We start from the raw sequence: 18641 nt of genomic DNA, 5'->3' as shown, positions 1-18641 counted from the left end.
GTGTGGCGAAAGCTCTTGCCGCATAAGGTAGGGGTTCCGCGACGATCGGTGGTGCATGAACTCCTCGTTTCTTTCCACGGCGCTGCCGCCCGCGCTGGCCGTCATCATGTTCGGGCTCGGCCTGTCGTTGACCGGGGCCGATTTCACGCGGGTCGCCCGGGCGCCGAAGGCCGTCGCGGTGGCTCTGGTGTGTCAGGTGATCGTGTTGCCCGCGGTGGCGTTCGGGTTGGTGATGCTGTTCGACCTCGAGCCGTTGCTCGCGGTGGGGATGATGCTGCTCGCCGCCTCGCCGGGTGGGGCGACCGCGAATCTGTTCAGTCACCTGTTCCGTGGTGATGTGGCACTGAATGTGACGCTCACCGCGGTCAATTCGATGCTGTGTGTGGTGACCGTGCCGGTGGTCACCAATCTGGCCATCCACCAGTTCGCCGACAACGAGACCGGTCAGCTGGGGTTGCAGTTCGGCAAGACCGTGCAGGTGATCGCTATCGTGCTGATCCCGGTCCTGATCGGCATGCAGGTGCGGCGCCGGGCCCCGGAATTCGCGGGCCGGATGGATTTGCCGGTGCGGATCGCGTCGGTGCTGATCCTCGCGGTGATCGTGGCGGTCACGATGATCGCGGACCGGGCGGCGATCGGCGGCTACTTCCTCGATGTCGGCGCGATCACCATGGTGTTCTGCGTCATCAGCCTCACCACCGGTTACCTGGTGCCGCTCGCGTTCGGGGTGAGCCCGCCGCAGGCGATCGCGTCGTCGATGGAGGTCGGCGTGCACAACAGCGCGATCGCCATCACCCTGGCGATCACCGTCCTCGACAGTGCGCGCATCGCGGTGCCCGCCGCCGTGTACGCCGTGCTGATGACGCCGCTGGCCACGCTGTTCGGCGCGCTCATCAGCCGCCGGGCGGTGCACCGGGAGCCTGCCCCGGTCACGGCGTAGTCAGCGCATGTCGTTGGGCAGCACCACGGTGAACGTGGCGCCGCGACCGGGTGTGCTCTCGACACCGACGTGCCCGCCGTGGGCCGCCACCAGTGCCGCGACGATGGACAGCCCGAGGCCGGAGCCGCCGCTGGACCGGGTGCGGGAGTTGTCGGTGCGATAGAACCGTTCGAACACCCGCGACGCGGCTTCAGCCGGCAGGCCGGGCCCCTCGTCGACGACATCGAAGGCCACCTCGTCCTCACCCGGGCGCAAGCGCACGGTGACCGGGGTCCCGGGCGGGGTATGGGTGAGCGCGTTGCCCACCAGATTCGCCATGACCTGTCGCAGTCGTGCCTCGTCCCCGATCACAACCATCGCTCCGTCACCGGAGACTTCCAGCTCGATCGCGCGAGCGACGGGCTGTCCGGCCTCGCGGGCGTGGGCATCGCCGACCGCGTCCCGCGCCAGGGCCAGCAGGTCGACGGGTGTCCGCTCGAGGGGTCGGTTGGCGTCGAGATCGGCCAGCGTCAGCAGGTCACCGACCAGTCCGCCCATCCGGATGGACTCGGCCTCGATCCGGCCGAACAGGGTCTCGGGGTCGGTGCGGTGCCCGTGCCGGTACAGCTCGGCGAATCCCCGGATGGTGGTGAGCGGGGTGCGCAATTCATGGCTGGCGTCGGCGACGAACTCACGCATCCGCGCCTCGGAACGCCGCGCCGCCGCCTCGGAGGCCTCGGTCGCGACGACACCGTCCTGGATTCGGGTGAGCATCACGTTCAGTGAGCGGGCGAGATGGTCGACCTCGGTGTCGACATCGCGCACCGGAACACGGCGGTGCAGATCACCGTCGGCGATAGCGGCCGCTGTCTCCTCCACCGCCCGCAACGGGCGAAGACTCCACCGCACCACCAGATAGCCGACGATGCCGAGCAGCAGCAACGCGGCGACACCCGCGACGACCTGCACCAGAAGCAGGCCCATGATCGTCTGCCTGGTTTCCGACAACGACAGGCCGACGGTGACCGAGCCGTGGCCGTTCGTGGTGGTCAGCACCCGCCAGTCGGTGTCGGGACCGCTGCGGGATCCGACTGTGCGTGGGCCGCGCTCGTCACCGGTGACGTCCGGCAGCCCGGACGAGCCGTCGGTGGCGCCGGGCGACTCGAGATAGACCTCGCCGTCGGGTCCGGTGCGGATCTCGGCGAACCGGCGCGGCTGCTCCCCTTCCATCGGCATGGCGTTCGGTGCGTCGGCGGGCACCCAGCGGGTGTTGCCCGCCGAGTCGGTGACCTGCTTCATCGCTCTCGGCTGTGCCCAGGTCCGCGAGGCGTCGATGAGCTGTTCGTCGACCCGGTCGGTGAGCGAGTTCGACATCACCGAGGTCACCACTGCCCCCACCGCGGTGAGCACCACCGCCGCGAGCGCGAGCAGCACGAGCACCAGCCCGACGCGCAGCGGCACAGCGGCGAAACGCCTTGCGGCCCAGGCTGACACGCTCACCTCGGTTCCCGCAGCACGTAGCCGACGCTGCGCAGCGTGTGGATGAGTTTGGGTTCGGTGGTGTCGATCTTGCGCCGCAGATACGACACATACGACTCGACGATATTCGCGTCACCGCCGAAGTCGTAGTGCCACACGTGATCCAGGATCATCGGCTTGCTCAGCACCTTGCCCGCGTTGACCATGAAGTAGCGCAGGAGGGTGAATTCGGTCGGCGACAAGCTCACCGGCTCCCCCGCCTTCCACACTTCGTGGCTCTCGTCGTCGAGCTCGATGTCGGCGACACGCAGCCGGGGGTTGCGTTGCGGAGCGCCCGCGCCTGCACGCCGCAGGATCACCCTGATGCGGGCGATCACCTCCTCGAGGCTGAACGGTTTGGTCACGTAGTCGTCGGCGCCGAGACCGAGGCCGGTCAATTTGGCCTCGGTCTGGTCGCGGGCGGTCAAAAACAGCACGGGCGCCCCGACACCGTCGGCACGCAACCTGCGCAGCAGGGTGAAGCCGTCCATGCCGGGCATCATCACGTCCACCACCAGGGCATCCGGGCGGAAGCGGCGCACGGTGTCGAGCGCGGCCGCACCGTCGGCGGCCGTCGCCACCTCGAAGCCCTGGAATCGCAGGCTGGTGCTCAGCAGCTCGACGATCATCGGCTCGTCGTCGATGACGAGGATGCGGGCTTCGGGTGGTTCGACGGTCATGGATTCAGCATGGCTGGCCCACCGCACACGGACCTGGAAGGAAACTGGGCGTTTCCTGTGAACGGCTTTCAGCTGGTCAGGTCGTAGACGGTGACGCCGTCGACCTGCACGGCGGTGAAGTTCGCCGCCACCCAGGCGCTGATCGCACCGTCGTCCCGGGCTCCTGGGCCACCGCCGCCACCCGCGATGAAGTAGTGGATCCGGCCGTCGGCCACGTACCGTTCGAACTGAGCGAGCGTAGGGAACGGGTCGCTGCCGTTGAACCCGCCCAGCGACATCACCGGCAGTTCGGTGGCCAGTTGGTAGGTGGCGGCGGAGTTCGAGCCGGTGGCCGCCGCGATCCAGGTGTAATTGTCCGCGTCGGCGGTGAGCAGCGCGATCACCTTGTCGCTCACCTGGCTCGCGCCACCGAGGAAGCCACCGCCGTCGGCCCCGCCGTTCGGCCCAGCACTTCCACCAGCACCCCCATCGGGCGCAGCTGTCTCGGCCGTCCCGCTCGGTGCACCGACCCGACCGGAACCGTTGCCGGGATCTCCACCTGCGGGCACTCTGCTGCCCACTGGCGCGTTGTCACGACCTCCCATTCCGCCTCGCCCGTCCGGCATTTCGCCCCCGGGTCCTGGCATGCCCCGCCCGCCACGGATTTCCGGGCCCGCGCTGGGAATGGACCCGGCGTTGACCGAGGCGATGGTCTCGACGGTGTAGGCGGCGGGCCCGCTCAATGCGACAGTCCCGGCGAGCAGCGCCGCGAACGCGGACCGTTTCGGTGCGGGTGGCAACAGCAGCGCGAACGACGCTCCGAGGCCGCCGACCAGGATGACCCATCGCAGCCAGGGCACGAAATCGCTGGTGCGCGAAATCAATACCCAGGCCGTAGCCGTGGTCACCCCCATCGTCGCGGCGGCGCATATACGAGCCGTCATCCGGTCGCGATGCTGCCAGAGCAGGACAGCGCCGATCGCGGTGAGCGCGGCGACCGCAGGCGCGAGGGCGACCGTGTAGTACTGGTGGAAGATCCCCTTCATGAAACTGAAGACCAGCCCGGTCACGAGCAGCCAACCGCCCCAGAGCATTACCGATGCCCGTCGCAGATCGGTGCGTGGTGCACGGCCGTAGAAGACCAGGGCCACCACGGTGAGGATCAGCGCCGCAGGCAGCAACCACGCGATCTGCCCGCCCTGAGCGGAGTCGAACAAGCGGGTGATGCCGGTCTGCCCCCACATTCCGTTGCCACCGGCGGGAAGTTCACCACCGGGACCGACGCTGCCCGTCTCGTCACCACTGAGCCGACCGAGACCGTTGTAGCCGAGGGTCAGCTCGATGATCGAATTGTTCTGGGAACCACCGAAATACGGTCTCGAGTCGACCGGCCACAGCTGCGCGATCAGCACCCACCAGCCCGCACCCACGACCATCACCGCACCGGCGGCGAACAGTTGCAGCAGCCGGGTACCCAGCTTCGGCGGCCCCGCGAACAGGTACACCAGGACCAGCGCCGGGAGAACGAGCAACACCTGCAGCTGTTTGGCCAGGAACCCGAATCCCATGAACAGCCCGCACAGCACCAGCCAGCGCCAGCGCCCGGATTCGGTGGCGCGCAACATCGCCCAAGCCCCAGCGATCATCAGGAACACCAGCAGTGCGTCTGGGTTGTTGAAGCGGAACATCAACGCCGCCACCGGAGTCAGGGCAAGGGCGAGACCGGCGAGCAGACCGGCCGCCGCACCGTGGTAGCGGCGAACCGTCGCCCACAACAGCGCCACCGACGCGACGCCGAGCAGTACCTGCGGTGCCAGCATGCTCCAGCTGCCGAATCCGAATACTCGCGCCGACAATTCCATCGGCCACAGTGCGGCCGGGGTCTTGTCGACCGTGATCGCGTTCGCCGCGTCCGACGATCCGAAGAAGAACGCCTTCCACGATACCGAGCCGGCCTGCACGGCGGCCGCGTAGAACGAGTTGGCCCAGCCGTTTGCGGTCAGGTTGCACAGATAAGCCACCGCCGTGCCGATCAGCAGCGCGGCAAGAGCGGGAAACTCCCATCGTGGTCGTATCAACGAGTTCTCGACTACCGATTCGGCCTCCGGCTTCGTCGTCAGCGCGGTCATCGGCGATCACCCGCACCACGGAAAACCCAGCGCAGCCCGACGAAACGGGCGAGCGTGGCAACACAATTCGCGACGACCAGCACAGCCAGCTCCACCTGCACCGACGCGCCCGACGCCCACCGATGCAACGCGAACAGCGACCCACTGGTGATCAGGAGACCGAACAGGAAGATCAGCAGCCCCTGAACATGGTGCGCCGCACGCCTTTCCGGGCCACGGATGCCGAAGGTGAAGGCGCGGTTGGTCGCGGTGTTCGCCACCGCTGTCACCAGCAGGGCGAGCAGATTCGCCGCCTGCGCACCGACGGCCGGTTGCATCAGCAGATACAGCGCCACATAGGCCAGCGTCGACAACACACCGACGAGGGCGAAACGCACCAGCTGCCCGACCATGCCCACCGGCACACCGGGGACCAGTGGTTCTCGCCCGATGGCGGCCCGCAGCTCCGCGACCGGCAGGCGCCCACTCACCAGTTCCCGGCCGACCCGCCACATCCCCAGCAGATCTTTGCGCGCGGTGTCGAGGATGTCGACACGGCTGTCGGGATCATCGATCCAGTCGACGGGCACCTCGTGGATGCGCAGCCCCGCCCGCTCGGCCAGCACGAGCACTTCGGTGTCGAAGAACCACTCCCGATCGCGCACCAGCGGCAGCAGCTCACGGGCCACCTCGGCGCGCATCGCCTTGAAGCCGCATTGAGCATCGGAGAACCGCACCTGCAGGCAGGTGCGCAGCAGCAGGTTGTAGCCGCGGGAGATCAGCTCCCGTTTGGGCCCGCGCACCACCCGGGCCGACGTGGCGAGCCGGGAACCGATCGCGAGATCGGAATGCCCCGACATCAGCGGTGCGATGAGCGGCAACAGGGCATTGAGATCGGTCGACAGGTCGACGTCCATGTAGGCGACCACCCGGGCATCGGAGCCGCTCCACACCGCGTGCAGTGCCCGCCCCCGGCCCTTGCGGTCCAGGTGCACCACCCGCACACCGTCCAGTTCCGTCGCGAGGTGCTGGGCGATCACCAGCGTGTTGTCGGTGGAGGCGTTGTCGGCGATGGTGATGCGCGCGCTGAACGGGAACCCGTCATGCAGGAAGGCGTGCAGCCTGCGCACGCAGTCGGCCAGGTCGTTTTCCTCGTTGTGGACCGGGACGACCACGTCCACCCCGGGGGTGGTGATCACCTCGGCCACGGTTGCCGCGCAGGTGGCGGTCTCTGTGTCGGTCATGACACCGACGGTGACCGGCGCGACTGGAGCAGACCTGCGGCTGACCTGGGAATTTCCTGGACGCCTCGATCACGGGTCTGCCGAATGGCGAGGAGTGCCCGGAATCGGAGGGTTCAACCATCACGATTCGGGGTACAGAGAGCTGGATACCGCTCGCCGACCCGGCGCGCGGGACGTCAGACGGCGTTTTCACATACTGGGAGAACACAGTGCTGAAGTTGATCGAGCTCATCAGGGGAACCGGCGCGGCCGAGGACGCCGAAGGAGCACCCCGGTCCGCCGGGCACCTGCGCGCGGGTGACATCGTGCTCACCGCCAAACGCAGCTACCGGGTGGTGAGCACCAGCTTCGCCGACGACGCGCGGCGCGCCGGTCGCGTGGTCGCCGATACAGTCGACCTGGTCACCGGGCGGCTGCGCGTCCTCGACTACCCCAGCGCCGATACGGTGGTGACGGTCAAGACCGCCTGACCGCTCACACCGGGCGGTGCCGGATACCGCGCGTTCCGAACCCTCGGGTGTGCGCTCCCTCGGTGGGGACGACTTCTTCCTCCACGACGCGAGCCCGATCGTCGCCGACGACGCGGGTGCGTTCGGCGAAGGCGATGTCACGGGTGCTGCGCACCGACAGCCTGCCCAGCGAGCTCGCGGCGAAGAACAGGATCAGCGCGCCGAGCCCGTAGAAGAACGTCAGCTGCAGCAGTGCGCGCTTGACGTCCGATCCGGCCACGGGTTCACCCATGTCCCCGAGCCGGAACCAGGCGGCCAGGAACGGTCCGATCACGAACCAGGCGCCCGCCGCGACACCGAGCCAGGCGCCGAAGCTCGCGACCACCCGATTGCGGCTCATCAGCATGAGCAGGCCGCCCACGATGGCGACCACGCCGGGCAGCACCTGCAGCCAGCCGCGCGCCGTCGTCCAGACCCACGGTTCGTCCGGGGTGTAGGCGAAATCGAAGTACGGACCGATGAACGGTATGAGCGCGCCCCAGATACCGAGCAGCAGCACCGCCAGACCGCCCAGCGCGCCTCGGCTGCGCGGGATGTGCAGCTTACCGCCGCGCCCGGCCGCGCCTTTCTCGTCGACATTCACCATGACGCCTCCCATCATCGACAACAGAGGTGGGTGGCGTGTACCCCGCGCCGGACCGAATACGCACGCACCGAGCGATCACTACCCGGATACGACGATGGGCACCGACCCGTCGGATCGGTGCCCACCTGTGCAGATCACACGCTAGGCGTTGATCGTCACCGCGTCGTCGGCGATCGAGTAGCTGATCGAACCGTTCTCGAAGTGGCTGATCTTGCCACCCTCGATGTCCTGCTCGTCGGAGGTCGGGTAGCCGAGACGGCCGCCCGCGCCGCCCTCGGCCTCCCACGCCTGACGGATCGCGCCGTAGACGGTCTTGGCTCCGGTGGGGAGCTTGAAGTAGATGACGCCGCCGGTGAACTCCTGGTACTTGCCGCCGCCCGGGGCGTCCAGTTCGGCCGAGATCGGCTCACCGAGGGGGCTCGACGCGCCACCGGCCTCGTTGTAGTGGTCGCCGATCGCTCCCGTGGCCTCGAATCCCATGAATCCAATTCCTTTCACACAGACAATCATTGGCAAAGCAGCCGCTAAGTTACCGCATCGCGGACGTTTTTGGGGAAGACTCGTACGAAGACACGACTTCGACACGAAAACTGCTGCTGTCGGCTACTTGTCAGCATCGTGCTCGTCACATCCTGGCTACCCCAACGACATAAGCACGCTACCGCTGCCGATCAGGACGAATACGCCGGTGTATCCGCACTGTCGAGCTCGGTATCGCTGCGATGGTTCTTCGACGCCGTGGCCTTCGAGCACCCGCACGATCAGCGGGCCGGTGGGACATCTCATCCCTGCCACGGCACCACCGTAGCCGCCGTGGCCTGAAAATGGTGAGACATCTTGCGGCTGAACATTTCTCGTGTCGCGTATCGACGCCTCCCCCAGGCGGGCTGTCACGGTGTTCAACCGATCGATTCGTGCGCTACCCGCGCGGTTCAGCTGCTCGCCATGCCGACGCCGGACAGCGGCGATACGGTGCCGGACCCGGAGACGGTGTCCAGCAAGGGAGTCGAGTGGAACGGCGTGGCGACGGGATCAGCCGACGTCGGGTGCTGTGGGGTGCGGGCGCGGCGGTGGCGCTCACCGCCCTGGCCCAGCCGACCAGGACCGCGGCGATCACGCGCGGCGCTGCGGCCGTGCCCGGGGAGTGTGAGCGGCGCGCGGATCTGGCCGAGCGCGCGATCGTCGCGCGGCATGTGCGGTCGCTGTGGGGGCTGCCGCAGCGACAGCTCGGCACGCTGGTCTGGCCCGCGTCGCTCACCGATCAGTCGTTCGGGCGCTGGTGCTATTGGTGGCAGGCCCACCTGGTCGATTGTGCGATCGACGCCGCCCATCGCGCCCGCACCCCCGAGCGGGTCGACCGGGTGGTCGCGCTGGCACGCGGCATCCGGACCCGCAATGTCACCGGGTGGACGAACCGCTACTACGACGACATGGCGTGGTTGCTGATCGCGCTCGAACGTGCGCAACGGTTGCTCGATGTGCGGTTCGACGACGCGCTCGGCGACCTGCGCTCCGCGGTGGTCGACGGCTGGAATCCGGTGCTCGGCGCGGTGCCGTGGCGCTCCGGCGACGACTTCTACAACACGCCCGCGATCGGGCCGACAGGTATCGCGTTGGCCCGGCTCGGGGATCTCCCCCGCGCTGTGCGGCTCGCGGAGTTTCTGCACACCCGGCTGCGTGATACCGCCAGCGGGCTGATTCTCGACGGTGTGCACGAGCCGGGCGGCTCGATGGACCGCACGGTGCACACCTACTGCCAGGGTGTCGCGATCGGCCTCGATACCGAATTGTTCGCGCGGACAGGTGAATCTGTGTACCGCGAGCGTGCGCGGGACCTGGTGCGTGCCGTCGGCGAACTCCTCACCGACAACGGAGTGATCAGTGGTGCCACCGATGACGACTCCGGGTTGTTCATGGGTATCCTCGCGCGCTATCTCACCGAAACCGCGCTGGTGCTCGGCGATACGACCGCAGCGGGGATCGTGCATGCCTCCGCACGGGCGGCGTGGGAGCATCGCGCCGAGGTCGACGGACTGCCGCTGTTCGGATCGGACTGGTCTCGTCCGGTCGCGGTGCCTGCCCGGCTGAACCGGCTCGGTGACTACGGGACCGAGCCGCCCCAGGACCTCTCGATCCAGTTGAGCGCATGGATGGTGCTGGAAGCGGATTGCCGGTTGACAGCTGCCGGGGTCTGAGAATCCATCGGGGGCGACACCGTTCGGAGGCGAATCCCAGTTGCCGCCGCCCCGCTTCTCACCCAGGATGGTGGCGATGACAATCGAATTGAACGAAGCTCGCGAATTGCTCGCCCAGGGGGATCTCGGCGGGTCCGTGCGTTCGCTGCGGCCGGTCGCCGAGCAGCTTCCGCTCCCCGAACTCGTGACCTTCCTGATCGAGCTGGCCGACGCCGCCGAGCTGGAACCGCTGGCCACCAGCGCACGGGCGGCACTCCCCGACGCCACCGATGCACGCGCGCTCACGATGCTCGGCTACGACTGTGTGGAGTACGGCCTGTCGTTCGCCGCGGTTCCGGTTCTGCACGAAGCGTTGCGGGTGGATTCCACTGTGCGCCAGGCGCTCGCGGAGCTGGTCGCCGCGCTGGAGGACGAACACCGTCATGCCGAAGCCGTCGAGGTGTTGGGGCGGTATGCCTCGAGCCCGCGCGAGTGGGCGGAACACTATCTGCTGGTGTACAACTCGATCCTGGCGGGTGATCCGGCCACCGCCCGCGCCGAGTTCGCCGACCTGCCCGAACCCGACGACGACTGGGTGTTCGCCCGTGATCGGGTGAGCCGCATGCTGATTCGCGCCGATCGTGCGGCCGCCGTGAGCGCCCTGGACCATCGGGATCTGCGTGGCTGGCAGTTCACCCTGACCGGCGGCTACCTCGCGACGATGTCGCCGTACGGATTCGACGCCGGAATGACCGGGCGCTGGGCGTATCTGGGCGACAACGCCGCCCTGTGCCGATACAGCATCCACCGCGTGGGTCTCGCACTGTCGGCGGCCGACCGTGCGCCACGTACGGTGTCGCTGCTCCCCGATCGGGCGGATCGCATCCTCGGTCTCGCCACGGCCCGCGTCCTCGACCTCCCCACCCAGGACTACGAGCCCGGCGCCGAAGACACCCTCGTCGTCGCCTACGACCTGCGCACCGTCGACCCCGACCTCGTCGTCACCCTGCACGAGCGCGCCCCCGGTCAGATCCTGTTCGAACACGCCACCTGCTGGACTCAGCCTCCGCCGGTGACGGCCGACATCAGCGGCCTGCTCCACCAGACCGTCATCGCGCCCTGGGCACCCACACAGCGTGTCGGCGAGAACGGCCTCGAACCGGTGCCCGCGGACGCCCGCCCCGAATCGGAGATCGCCGCCGAGATCGCGGCCGCCGACCCCACCCCCGACGCCGGAGACGGCGAAACCCCACCCGACCTCGACCCCACCTTCACCACTTTCGTCACCACCACCGCCGACAGCTGGCTCCTCGGCCCCCGCACCCCCGTCCGCTCCCCCGGCCCTGTCCGCAGTTCCTTCTTCGGCTGAGCCGTTATCCGCACCGGCCCAGCCACCACCACCCGTCACCCAATTCGATGCTCGGACACAGCTGGTCCCCGAACACCTCGAACGGCTCGGCGGGTGGTTCACCGTCCAGGTGCGCGTAACCGACTGCGCCGTCGGGAATCCCGACATAGTCGGGCACGAAGCGCGCCGTGTGGTCGTCGGCGGTCCGCACCACGGCCACCTTGCAATTGGCCGACACCCAGCAGAGATGCGTGGGCAGGCCGGTCCCGTAGTAGTCGCGCACACTCAGATCCCTGGCCACCGCCGCGTCGAATGCGGGACGCTCGAGCTGAAACCGTGTCCACACCCGCGCTTGCGGCCAGAGGTAGAACATCACCGGCACACCGATACTCACGACGGCCGCGACACCGGTGACGACCTGTGGCCATCGCCGTCCACCCCTCGTCGTGCGCCACACCGCGGTCACCGCGACAACCACCACCGTCGACCAGAACGCGGCGAGCAACGGCAGCGCCAGAATCCACAGCACGGTCACGACCCATCCCGAATGCAGGCTCGTCACCACCGCCGCGATCATGACGCCGACGCTCACCACCGGCCACAGCCACACCCGTTTCGACTCGCTCACACCGGAAACCTATCCGGCCGATCCGCCGAAAACATGGGGAGAATGTAGCGATCCGTTGCGAATCCAGGTCCGTCGAGTGCCAGGATCGGTGTATGGCGAATAAAGTAGTCGACGTGGCGGCCACTCTGTCGGCGTTTTCGGAGCGGTGGTCGCCGAAAGTGGTCGCACGAGTCAACGATTATGAGATCAAGCTGGTGAAGCTCGAGGGTGAGTTCGTGTGGCACAAACACGACGAGACCGATGAGCTGTTCTTCGTCGTCGCGGGCGAACTGACTATTCGGATGCGAGACGGTGACGTCGTGCTGCGGTCGGGGCAGATGTTCGTGGTGCCGCGAGGGGTCGAGCACTGTCCGGTTGCGGACGGTGAGGTGCACGCGATGTTGATCGAGCCTGCGGGTGTTCGCAATACCGGTGATACAGCAGGGCCCCTCACCGCGCAGATGGACGACTCGTTCCTCTGAGGGGTCAGCCCTCGAGTGCGTGGATGCGGAGCACCGGGCGGGCGCGGGTTGTTGTGCCGGGAGCGGGGCGATCGGACAGGGCGGCTGTCCAAGGGGTGGGCAGGGCGCGGCGCATCTGGCCGAAGTTGCGCTGGAGAGGGGTGCTCGGAGCTCGGTGGGCGGTCATGGCCTCGTCCTTTCGGGGCGGGGAATGATGCGGTGCGACCGGGTCTGAGATCACTGTATGGGACGGATTTGCGCAGGTCATGGGTCGGCGCGAGGATTGGGGGTGCCTCGGCACGGAGTTAGGGGGACTAGGGGTTGGCGCCCAGGGCCTGCTGCTGTCGTTTGCGGGGTCGTTCGTCGACGGCGGTGAAGGCCGCGGCGGCGAGGATGAGGATCGCCGAGGCGAGCAGGGCCGCGTCGAGGCCTTGGTGGAAGGCCGCCTTGCCCGCGTCCATCACATCCCTGATGTAGGGCAGGTACTTGAACGGGTTGGCACCCTCGGGCAGGCGACCGCGTTCGACGGCCTCCACGGCATCGGGCTGCAGGGTCGTCGGCACGCCCAGTTCGGTCATCTTGGCCTTGAGGTCCGCGGAGAGGAACGAGCTCACGACCGCGCCGAGGATCGCCACCCCGAACGCGGAACCGACCTGGCGCATCGTATTCGTCACGGCCGCAGCCATTCCCGAGTGCTGCGGTGGCACGCCCGTCATCACCGCCGAGGTCAACGGCACGACGGCGATTCCGAACCCGATGCCCGCCACCGCCATCGCCGCCGCGATCGTCGGATCGTGCAGTGTTCCGCTCATCGCCTGACGGGTGAGCAGGATGCCACCGGCACCGACCACACAGCCGAGGATCATCGGCACGCGGGCACCCCGGCGCGACACCCAGAACCCGGCGGCCAGCGACCCGATCACGATGGTCCCGGCCATCGGCGCGAAGATCGCGGCCGTGCGCGCGGCCGAATACGACTGCGTCACCTGCAGATACATCGCGGTGAAGAAGAAGATCGAGAAGATCCCGAAATACACGGCGAACGCGACGACGAGCGCGCTGCGCACCACGGGCATCCGCAGATACTTCAGGTCGAGCATCGGTGCGCGAGCGCGGGTTTCGACGAAGACGAACGCCACAAGCGCCACGGCACCGAGCGCGAAGAAGCCCAGCACCGGCGGGGATGTGTACCCACGATCCTGACCGACGGTCGCGGCGTAGATCACCGCACCGAACGCGGTGGCACCGAGCACGGCACCCGCCCAATCGATGGGTTCGGGACTCGGGTCGGAGCTCTCGGGCACCGACCACAGCGCCGCGACGAGCGCCACCGCGCCGATCACCAGGTTGAACCAGAAGATCGACCGCCACCCGTACGCGTGCACGAGCACACCGCCGAGCACCGGCCCGGCCGCCAACGCCAAGCCCGATACCGCGGCCCACACACCGATCGCCTTCGCCCGGGCCCGGTCGTCGGGGAAGATGTGGCGCAGCACCGACAGGGTCCCCGGCTCCGAGGCCGCCGCGCCGAGTCCCATGATCGCCCGCCCGGCGATGAGCATGCCGACGGTACTCGCCATCGCCGAAACCACCGATCCCGCACAGAAGATCACCAGACCGGCGATCATCACCTTCTTGCGTCCGAACCGGTCACCGAGCGATCCGCCGGCGAGCATCAGCCCGGCGAAAACCACCGTGTAGGAGTTGACCACCCACTGCAGCAGTGTCACATCGGTGCCGAGTTCGGTCCGGATCGCGCCGAGCGCGACACTCACCACCGTCGTATCGAGGAAGGTTACGAACACCACCGCCACGACCGCGGCCAATGCCGTCTTCGGCCGAGCCGCGCCTTTGCCCAACGTGATCACGGGCAAAGGTTACTGGCGATCGTGCGACCGCGCCGACCCTCGCTCGGCCCTCAGCGCACGCCGATGGGCTCCAACACACTCAGGACGGGGTCGTAGGCCCAGTTCAGGATTCGGGTGGCGTCTTCGCGGGCGACCGCGCTGCTGGTGTCGGAACTGTGCAGCACCACCCCGATCAGCGGGATGCCCGCGCGCACCGTCTCGAACAGCAGGCAGTGCCCGGCCGCGTTGGTGTTGCCGGTCTTCAGGCCGATGGCCCCGGGGTATTCGTGCAGCAGCTTGTTCGTTGTCTCCCAATGGTGTTCACGGTTGTCGTGGTCGGCGGGGACGTGGTGGTCGCGTGCGGCGACGATCTCACGGAAGGCGGGCAGTGCCATCGCGCGCACGCCGAGCGCGACGAGCGCGGCCGGGGTGGAGTGCGTGGAATTGTCCGTCGGGTTGGGCAACCCGCTGGGATCGGTGAACTGAGTGGCGCCCAAGCCCATCACCCGGGCGGCGTCGTTCATGCGGCCGATGAAACCGGCCTGGCCGGGCCCGAAGGACTCGGCGATGGCATAGGCGGCGTCGCAACCCGAGGGCAGCAGCAGCGCGTAGAGGAGCTGGCGGGCGGTGAGCACCTCACCCGCGGTGAGTCCGGCGGTGCTGCCGTTGTGCTGGGCGCAGTAGGCGCCCGCCTCGGCCGGCACGGTGACCGGTCGTTCGAGGTCACCGGTGCTGATCGCGACCACGGCGGTCATCACCTTGGCGATACTGGCGATCGGGACCGGGGTGTTCGCCTCGCGACCCCACAGCACCGTGCCGGTGAATCCGTCGGCGAGCGCCGCTCCCGCGGCCTGCACGCCCTCGGGTCCGCCCGCCCACGGCGCCTCGGCGCTCCCGGACGGTGCGGCGCCCGCGACGCCGTGACCAGCCGCGACGACCAGCGCCCCGGCCACAACTGTGTGCAACACCCTGGCAAATGTCGGCATGCGCACAGTCTGGCGCACAAATCCCGCGACCTGCGGGATTTCCGCGCGTCGCGGTGTCTCTACATCGCGGCGATCACCCCGACGATCACGGCCGCGAACACGGCTACGAGCACCAGCGTGACGACCACGGCAGCGATCCCGGTGAGCGGGAAGTGGTGGCGGGTGCTCGGTTCCGGCGCCGACAAACCGGAGGTCTGCGGCGATTCCGGCGGGGTGGAGCCGGGCGGTACGCCCCCACCCGGCTCGAGGTCGGGGGTATTGCGCGGGTCGGGATCCATCGAGGTCATGGGGTCACCTGCCTTCCTGACACGGCGCGCTTACCCTGGGTCGGCGTCCTCAATCGCCGCTCAGGCGGGCCGTGGCTCCGGGAAGGGCCAACTGATGTCCCCACCGGGGATCGACAGCAGAAAGTCGGCGCCGAGCGCGTTCGCGGGGGTGTGCGCGCCGGGTGGAGCGGGCCGGGAGTGCAGGGTGATCGCCGCATGCACCATCGAACGCGCGGTGAAGGCGTAGGTGTTGGACACGTCGACGGCGAGCGAAAGGCCGCTGCCGTCGGCTCGGTAGACGCGGGCCCAACCGGTGCTGCGAGTGGCGTCGCGGGTCGCCTGATCGGGAACCGGAATACGGTCGATCACCAGGTCGGTGACGGTCCGACCGACCCCGCTGGCCGTGACGAACCGCAGCGGCGTGCTCAGCGCCCGCACCACCGGCGACAACGGAACGGCGGTGAACGTGGCCACCTCGGTGAGCCCGTAGCCGTAGCCCGCGCTGCACACATCGCCCAGTGGCGTACTCGCGACACCGACCGGACGACCTCGGCCCACATCGATCGTCAGGGCACGGTGCGCGTGCGGCACCGCGACCAGGTCACCGCCGGAACGCACCAGATTGCCGCGGGCGATGCCGTCGACCGCCGTACGCAACGTGCCCCGGCTGAAACCACCGCGGCTGATCATCGCCACGTCGGCGCCGACCGCGTCGGGCACGTCGCCGACCAGGCGAGCCACGAGATGGTCGGTCGGGACGATATCGAAGCCGACGCCGGGGATCACGGTGATCCCGGCACGCACCGCGTCGTCGTGGCGGGCGTAGATCGCGGCGAATACCTGCGTCTCGCCGGTCACGTCGAGATAGTTGGTTCCGCTGGCCAGACAGGCCTCGAGCATCGGTGCGTAGGTGTGGACGAACGGTCCGGCGCAGTGCAGCACGATGTCGACGTCGGCGAGTTGCGCGGCGGCGTTGTCGGCGTCGGCGAGGTCGAACGGGCGCGCGGTCAGGCCGTGCCGGGCGGCGACTTCACCGACCCGCTCGGCCGAGCGACCCGAGATCAGCGGCCGCAATCCGCGCGAGAGTGCTTCGGCGACAACGAGTTCACCGGTGTATCCGTAGGCGCCGTAGATGAGCACAGTCGGCTCGCCGTCCAGGTGTGACATAGGGGAACACTAAGCGCTCGATCAGCGTGTGGTCCAGTTCACTCGATCGCGCTGTCAGGAATTCGGGAGCTGTCTCGTTCAGGGTGTACGCGAACCAGACAGGAGCGAATCATGAAGCACCGCATCGTTGTTCTCGGGGCCGGATACGCCGGGGCCTTCAGCGCCGGTTTCCTTGCCCGCCAGTTGCACGGCGACGACGTCGAGATCACCGTCGTCAATGCCGAACCGGACTTCGTAGAGCGGTTGCGGCTGCATCAGCTCGCCGCCGGACACGACCTGCCGCATCGTCCGCTGACCGAGGTCTTCGCCGGCACCGGCCTCCGGTTGCGGGTGGCCAGGGTGACCGCCCTCGACGTCGACCGGCGGCGGGCTACCCTCGACGACGGCGGCCACCTCGGCTACGACACCCTGCTCTACACGCTCGGCAGCACCATCGCCGACCACGGCATCCCCGGCGTCGCCGAACACGCCTACAACGTGGCCGGACGACCCTCGGCGCTGCGACTACGCGCCCGCCTCGACGACTTGGGGGCGCACGGTGACGTGCTGGTCGTCGGCGGAAACCTCACCGCCATCGAGGCCGCGACGGAGATCGCCGAGGCCCGTCCCGGCCTGCGGGTCACTCTCGCCACCAGCGGCGAGGTGGGCGGTTGGCTCGGGCCGAAAGCGCGCAGGCATCTGCTGCGAGCCTTCGACCGGCTCGGCATCGCCGTGCACGAGCACACCACGGTCGAGCGCGTCGAACAGAGCGCGGCGTTCGCGGCCGACGGCACCGCCTTCGTCTCCGACGCGACGGTGTGGGCGGCCGGATTCGCCGTCCATCCGATCGCCGCCGCCAGTGGGCTCGCGGTGGAACCCAACGGGCAGATCACCGCGGATCGCGAGCTGCGGTCGGTGTCGCACCCGAACGTGTTCGTCGCGGGCGACAGCGCGTTCGTCATCGGCGGGAACGGTCAGCCGCTGCCGATGTCGTGCGCGTCGGCCGGGTTCACCGGACAGCAGGCCACGGCGACGATCATCGGCGAGCTCACCGGACGCGCGATCAAGCGGACCTCGCTGAGCTACGTCGGCAACCACGTGAGCCTCGGACGCAAGGACGCGATCTTCCAGTTCGTCGACGGCGATGCCCGCGCCAAGCCGGGCGCACTGTGCGGCAGGCCCGCCGCCTGGGTGAAGTCGGCCATCGTGGGGACCAGCGGCTGGGCGATCAGCCACCCGACGTTCGGCAAGCTCGACCACCACTACCGTGCGGCCGCGGGCGCACCGTCGCGCGGGGTCCTCGCCGCCTAGAGTCGTGCTCATGGACACCGCGACCGTCGCGCGTTTCGAGGCCAACCGCGACCGGTTGGCCTCGCTCGCGTACCGCCTGCTCGGGTCGGCCGCCGATGCCGAGGACACGGTGCAGGACGCCTTTCTGCGGTGGCAGGCCGCGGATCGCGACCATGTCGAGGTACCCGAGGCCTGGCTCACCAAGATCGTCACCAATCTGGCTCTCGACCGTCTGCGCTCCGCCAAAGTGCGTCGCGAACGGGCGGTGGGCGCGTGGATGCCCGAACCGCTGCTCGACGGCGACCCCATGCTCGGGCCCGCCGACACCGCCGAACAACGCGAGTCGGTGACGCTGGCGGTGCTCATGCTGCTCGAACAGCTGACACCGGTGGAACGCGCCGTTTATGTTCTGCGCGAAGCGTTCTCCTACAGCCATGCCGAGATCGCCGACATTCTCGGCATCAGCGAATCGGCCAGTCAGCAGCACGCGCATCGCGCCAAGCGCCGGATCACCGCCGCCCGCAACGGAACCGGCACCGACCATGTAGCGGCGCGACGCATCGTGGAGGCGTTCGTCGCGGCCGCGTCGTCGGGGCGCACCGAACAGCTCGTCGCCCTGCTCACCGCCGACGCCACGGGCACTTCCGACGGTGTGGGCGGAACCGCCCGCAAGCTCGTGCGGTTCAGCGGCCCATCGCGGCTGGCGATCGCCATGCGGGCGGGTTTACGGCCCGACACGATCAGACGCCACCTCGACGGTCGCGTGCCTGATCTCCACGCCGCCCTGGTCAACGGCTGCCCGGCCCTCGTGTTCACGCTCGACGACCGGATCCTCGGCATGGCGATCATGGAGGTACGCGACGACCGGATCGCGGGTCTGCGCGCCATCGCCAACCCGGCCCGGTTGGCCCGTTTCGCCCAGCGGTGGCAGCGCACCGACCACGACAGCCCACTCATCGAGGCTTGGTAGACC

Annotated in this window: 19 protein-coding genes; 7 read left to right on the top strand and 12 right to left on the bottom strand. The window is 68.6% G+C overall.

The window, feature by feature from the left end; translation table 11 throughout:
- Window positions 1-55: 55 nt before the first annotated feature.
- Window positions 56-940, top strand: a complete 885-nt coding sequence (locus LDL21_RS10210) for a bile acid:sodium symporter family protein (RefSeq protein ID WP_225279787.1) — start codon at window positions 56-58, stop codon at window positions 938-940.
- Here LDL21_RS10210 and LDL21_RS10205 read toward each other — a convergent pair whose 3' ends face one another.
- The 4 genes from LDL21_RS10205 to LDL21_RS10190 all read right to left on the bottom strand — a co-directional run bounded on the left by LDL21_RS10205 (window position 941) and on the right by LDL21_RS10190 (window position 6448).
- Window positions 941-2419, bottom strand: a complete 1479-nt coding sequence (locus tag LDL21_RS10205) for a sensor histidine kinase (RefSeq protein WP_225279786.1) — start codon at window positions 2417-2419, stop codon at window positions 941-943.
- Window positions 2416-3117, bottom strand: a complete 702-nt coding sequence (locus LDL21_RS10200) for a response regulator transcription factor (RefSeq protein WP_225279785.1) — start codon at window positions 3115-3117, stop codon at window positions 2416-2418. The genes LDL21_RS10205 and LDL21_RS10200 overlap by 4 nt, the downstream gene beginning before the upstream one ends.
- 68 nt (window positions 3118-3185) lie before the next feature.
- A complete protein-coding gene (locus tag LDL21_RS10195) occupies window positions 3186-5225 on the bottom strand; it encodes an ArnT family glycosyltransferase (protein ID WP_225279784.1) in 2040 nt (679 codons plus the stop codon).
- Window positions 5222-6448, bottom strand: coding sequence for a bifunctional glycosyltransferase family 2/GtrA family protein (locus LDL21_RS10190; protein WP_225279783.1), 1227 nt, complete (start codon window positions 6446-6448; stop codon window positions 5222-5224). The genes LDL21_RS10195 and LDL21_RS10190 overlap by 4 nt, the downstream gene beginning before the upstream one ends.
- A gap of 209 nt (window positions 6449-6657) precedes the next feature.
- On the opposite strand from LDL21_RS10190, the gene LDL21_RS10185 reads away from it, so the two are divergent.
- Window positions 6658-6918 (top strand): hypothetical protein, encoded by a 261-nt coding sequence (locus tag LDL21_RS10185; RefSeq protein ID WP_181697118.1) that lies wholly within the window; start codon window positions 6658-6660, stop codon window positions 6916-6918.
- 4 nt (window positions 6919-6922) lie between these two features.
- On the opposite strand, the gene LDL21_RS10180 is transcribed toward LDL21_RS10185, so the two are convergent.
- Window positions 6923-7543: a hypothetical protein gene (locus tag LDL21_RS10180; RefSeq protein ID WP_181697117.1), complete on the bottom strand. Its 621-nt coding sequence runs from the start codon at window positions 7541-7543 to the stop codon at window positions 6923-6925.
- A gap of 141 nt (window positions 7544-7684) precedes the next feature.
- Entirely contained in the window at window positions 7685-8023 is a 339-nt protein-coding gene (locus LDL21_RS10175) for an LGFP repeat-containing protein (protein WP_067489573.1), read from the bottom strand.
- 530 nt (window positions 8024-8553) lie between these two features.
- Between LDL21_RS10175 and LDL21_RS10170 the strand changes: the two genes are divergently transcribed.
- Window positions 8554-9738, top strand: coding sequence for a glycoside hydrolase family 76 protein (locus LDL21_RS10170; RefSeq protein ID WP_225279782.1), 1185 nt, complete (start codon window positions 8554-8556; stop codon window positions 9736-9738).
- Between the two features lie 76 nt (window positions 9739-9814).
- Window positions 9815-11086 (top strand): tetratricopeptide repeat protein, encoded by a 1272-nt coding sequence (locus tag LDL21_RS10165; protein ID WP_225279781.1) that lies wholly within the window; start codon window positions 9815-9817, stop codon window positions 11084-11086.
- A gap of 4 nt (window positions 11087-11090) precedes the next feature.
- Here the strand turns inward: LDL21_RS10165 and LDL21_RS10160 are convergent, their stop codons facing one another.
- Window positions 11091-11693, bottom strand: coding sequence for a hypothetical protein (locus tag LDL21_RS10160; RefSeq protein ID WP_225279780.1), 603 nt, complete (start codon window positions 11691-11693; stop codon window positions 11091-11093).
- A gap of 92 nt (window positions 11694-11785) precedes the next feature.
- Here LDL21_RS10160 and LDL21_RS10155 point away from each other — a divergent pair, with 92 nt between their 5' ends.
- Window positions 11786-12154 carry a cupin domain-containing protein gene (locus LDL21_RS10155; protein WP_225279779.1) on the top strand — a complete coding sequence of 123 codons (369 nt, stop codon included), beginning with the start codon at window positions 11786-11788 and terminating at the stop codon, window positions 12152-12154.
- Window positions 12155-12158: 4 nt separating this feature from the next.
- On the opposite strand, the gene LDL21_RS10150 is transcribed toward LDL21_RS10155, so the two are convergent.
- From LDL21_RS10150 to LDL21_RS10130, 5 genes are all read right to left on the bottom strand, one after another.
- A complete protein-coding gene (locus LDL21_RS10150; protein WP_181697111.1) occupies window positions 12159-12320 on the bottom strand; it encodes a hypothetical protein in 162 nt (53 codons plus the stop codon).
- Between the two features lie 127 nt (window positions 12321-12447).
- Window positions 12448-14001, bottom strand: coding sequence for an MFS transporter (locus LDL21_RS10145; RefSeq protein WP_225279778.1), 1554 nt, complete (start codon window positions 13999-14001; stop codon window positions 12448-12450).
- A gap of 50 nt (window positions 14002-14051) precedes the next feature.
- Entirely contained in the window at window positions 14052-14948 is an 897-nt protein-coding gene (locus LDL21_RS10140) for a D-alanyl-D-alanine carboxypeptidase family protein (protein ID WP_181697110.1), read from the bottom strand.
- 77 nt (window positions 14949-15025) lie between these two features.
- Window positions 15026-15253 carry a DUF6480 family protein gene (locus tag LDL21_RS10135; protein ID WP_067638667.1) on the bottom strand — a complete coding sequence of 76 codons (228 nt, stop codon included), beginning with the start codon at window positions 15251-15253 and terminating at the stop codon, window positions 15026-15028.
- Between the two features lie 60 nt (window positions 15254-15313).
- The gene (locus LDL21_RS10130) at window positions 15314-16399 is read right to left on the bottom strand and encodes a saccharopine dehydrogenase family protein (protein WP_225279777.1); all 1086 of its coding nucleotides are present in this window, start codon (window positions 16397-16399) and stop codon (window positions 15314-15316) included.
- Between the two features lie 111 nt (window positions 16400-16510).
- On the opposite strand from LDL21_RS10130, the gene LDL21_RS10125 reads away from it, so the two are divergent.
- Together LDL21_RS10125 and LDL21_RS10120 are read left to right on the top strand one after the other, a co-directional pair.
- Window positions 16511-17689: an NAD(P)/FAD-dependent oxidoreductase gene (locus tag LDL21_RS10125; RefSeq protein WP_225279776.1), complete on the top strand. Its 1179-nt coding sequence runs from the start codon at window positions 16511-16513 to the stop codon at window positions 17687-17689.
- Between the two features lie 10 nt (window positions 17690-17699).
- A complete protein-coding gene (locus tag LDL21_RS10120) occupies window positions 17700-18638 on the top strand; it encodes a sigma-70 family RNA polymerase sigma factor (protein WP_225279775.1) in 939 nt (312 codons plus the stop codon).
- Window positions 18639-18641: the final 3 nt, after the last annotated feature.

The sequence above is a fragment of the Nocardia rosealba genome (assembly GCF_020216065.1).
GTDB lineage: Bacteria > Actinomycetota > Actinomycetes > Mycobacteriales > Mycobacteriaceae > Nocardia > Nocardia rosealba.
This window is presented reverse-complemented; position numbering and strand designations above follow the sequence as displayed.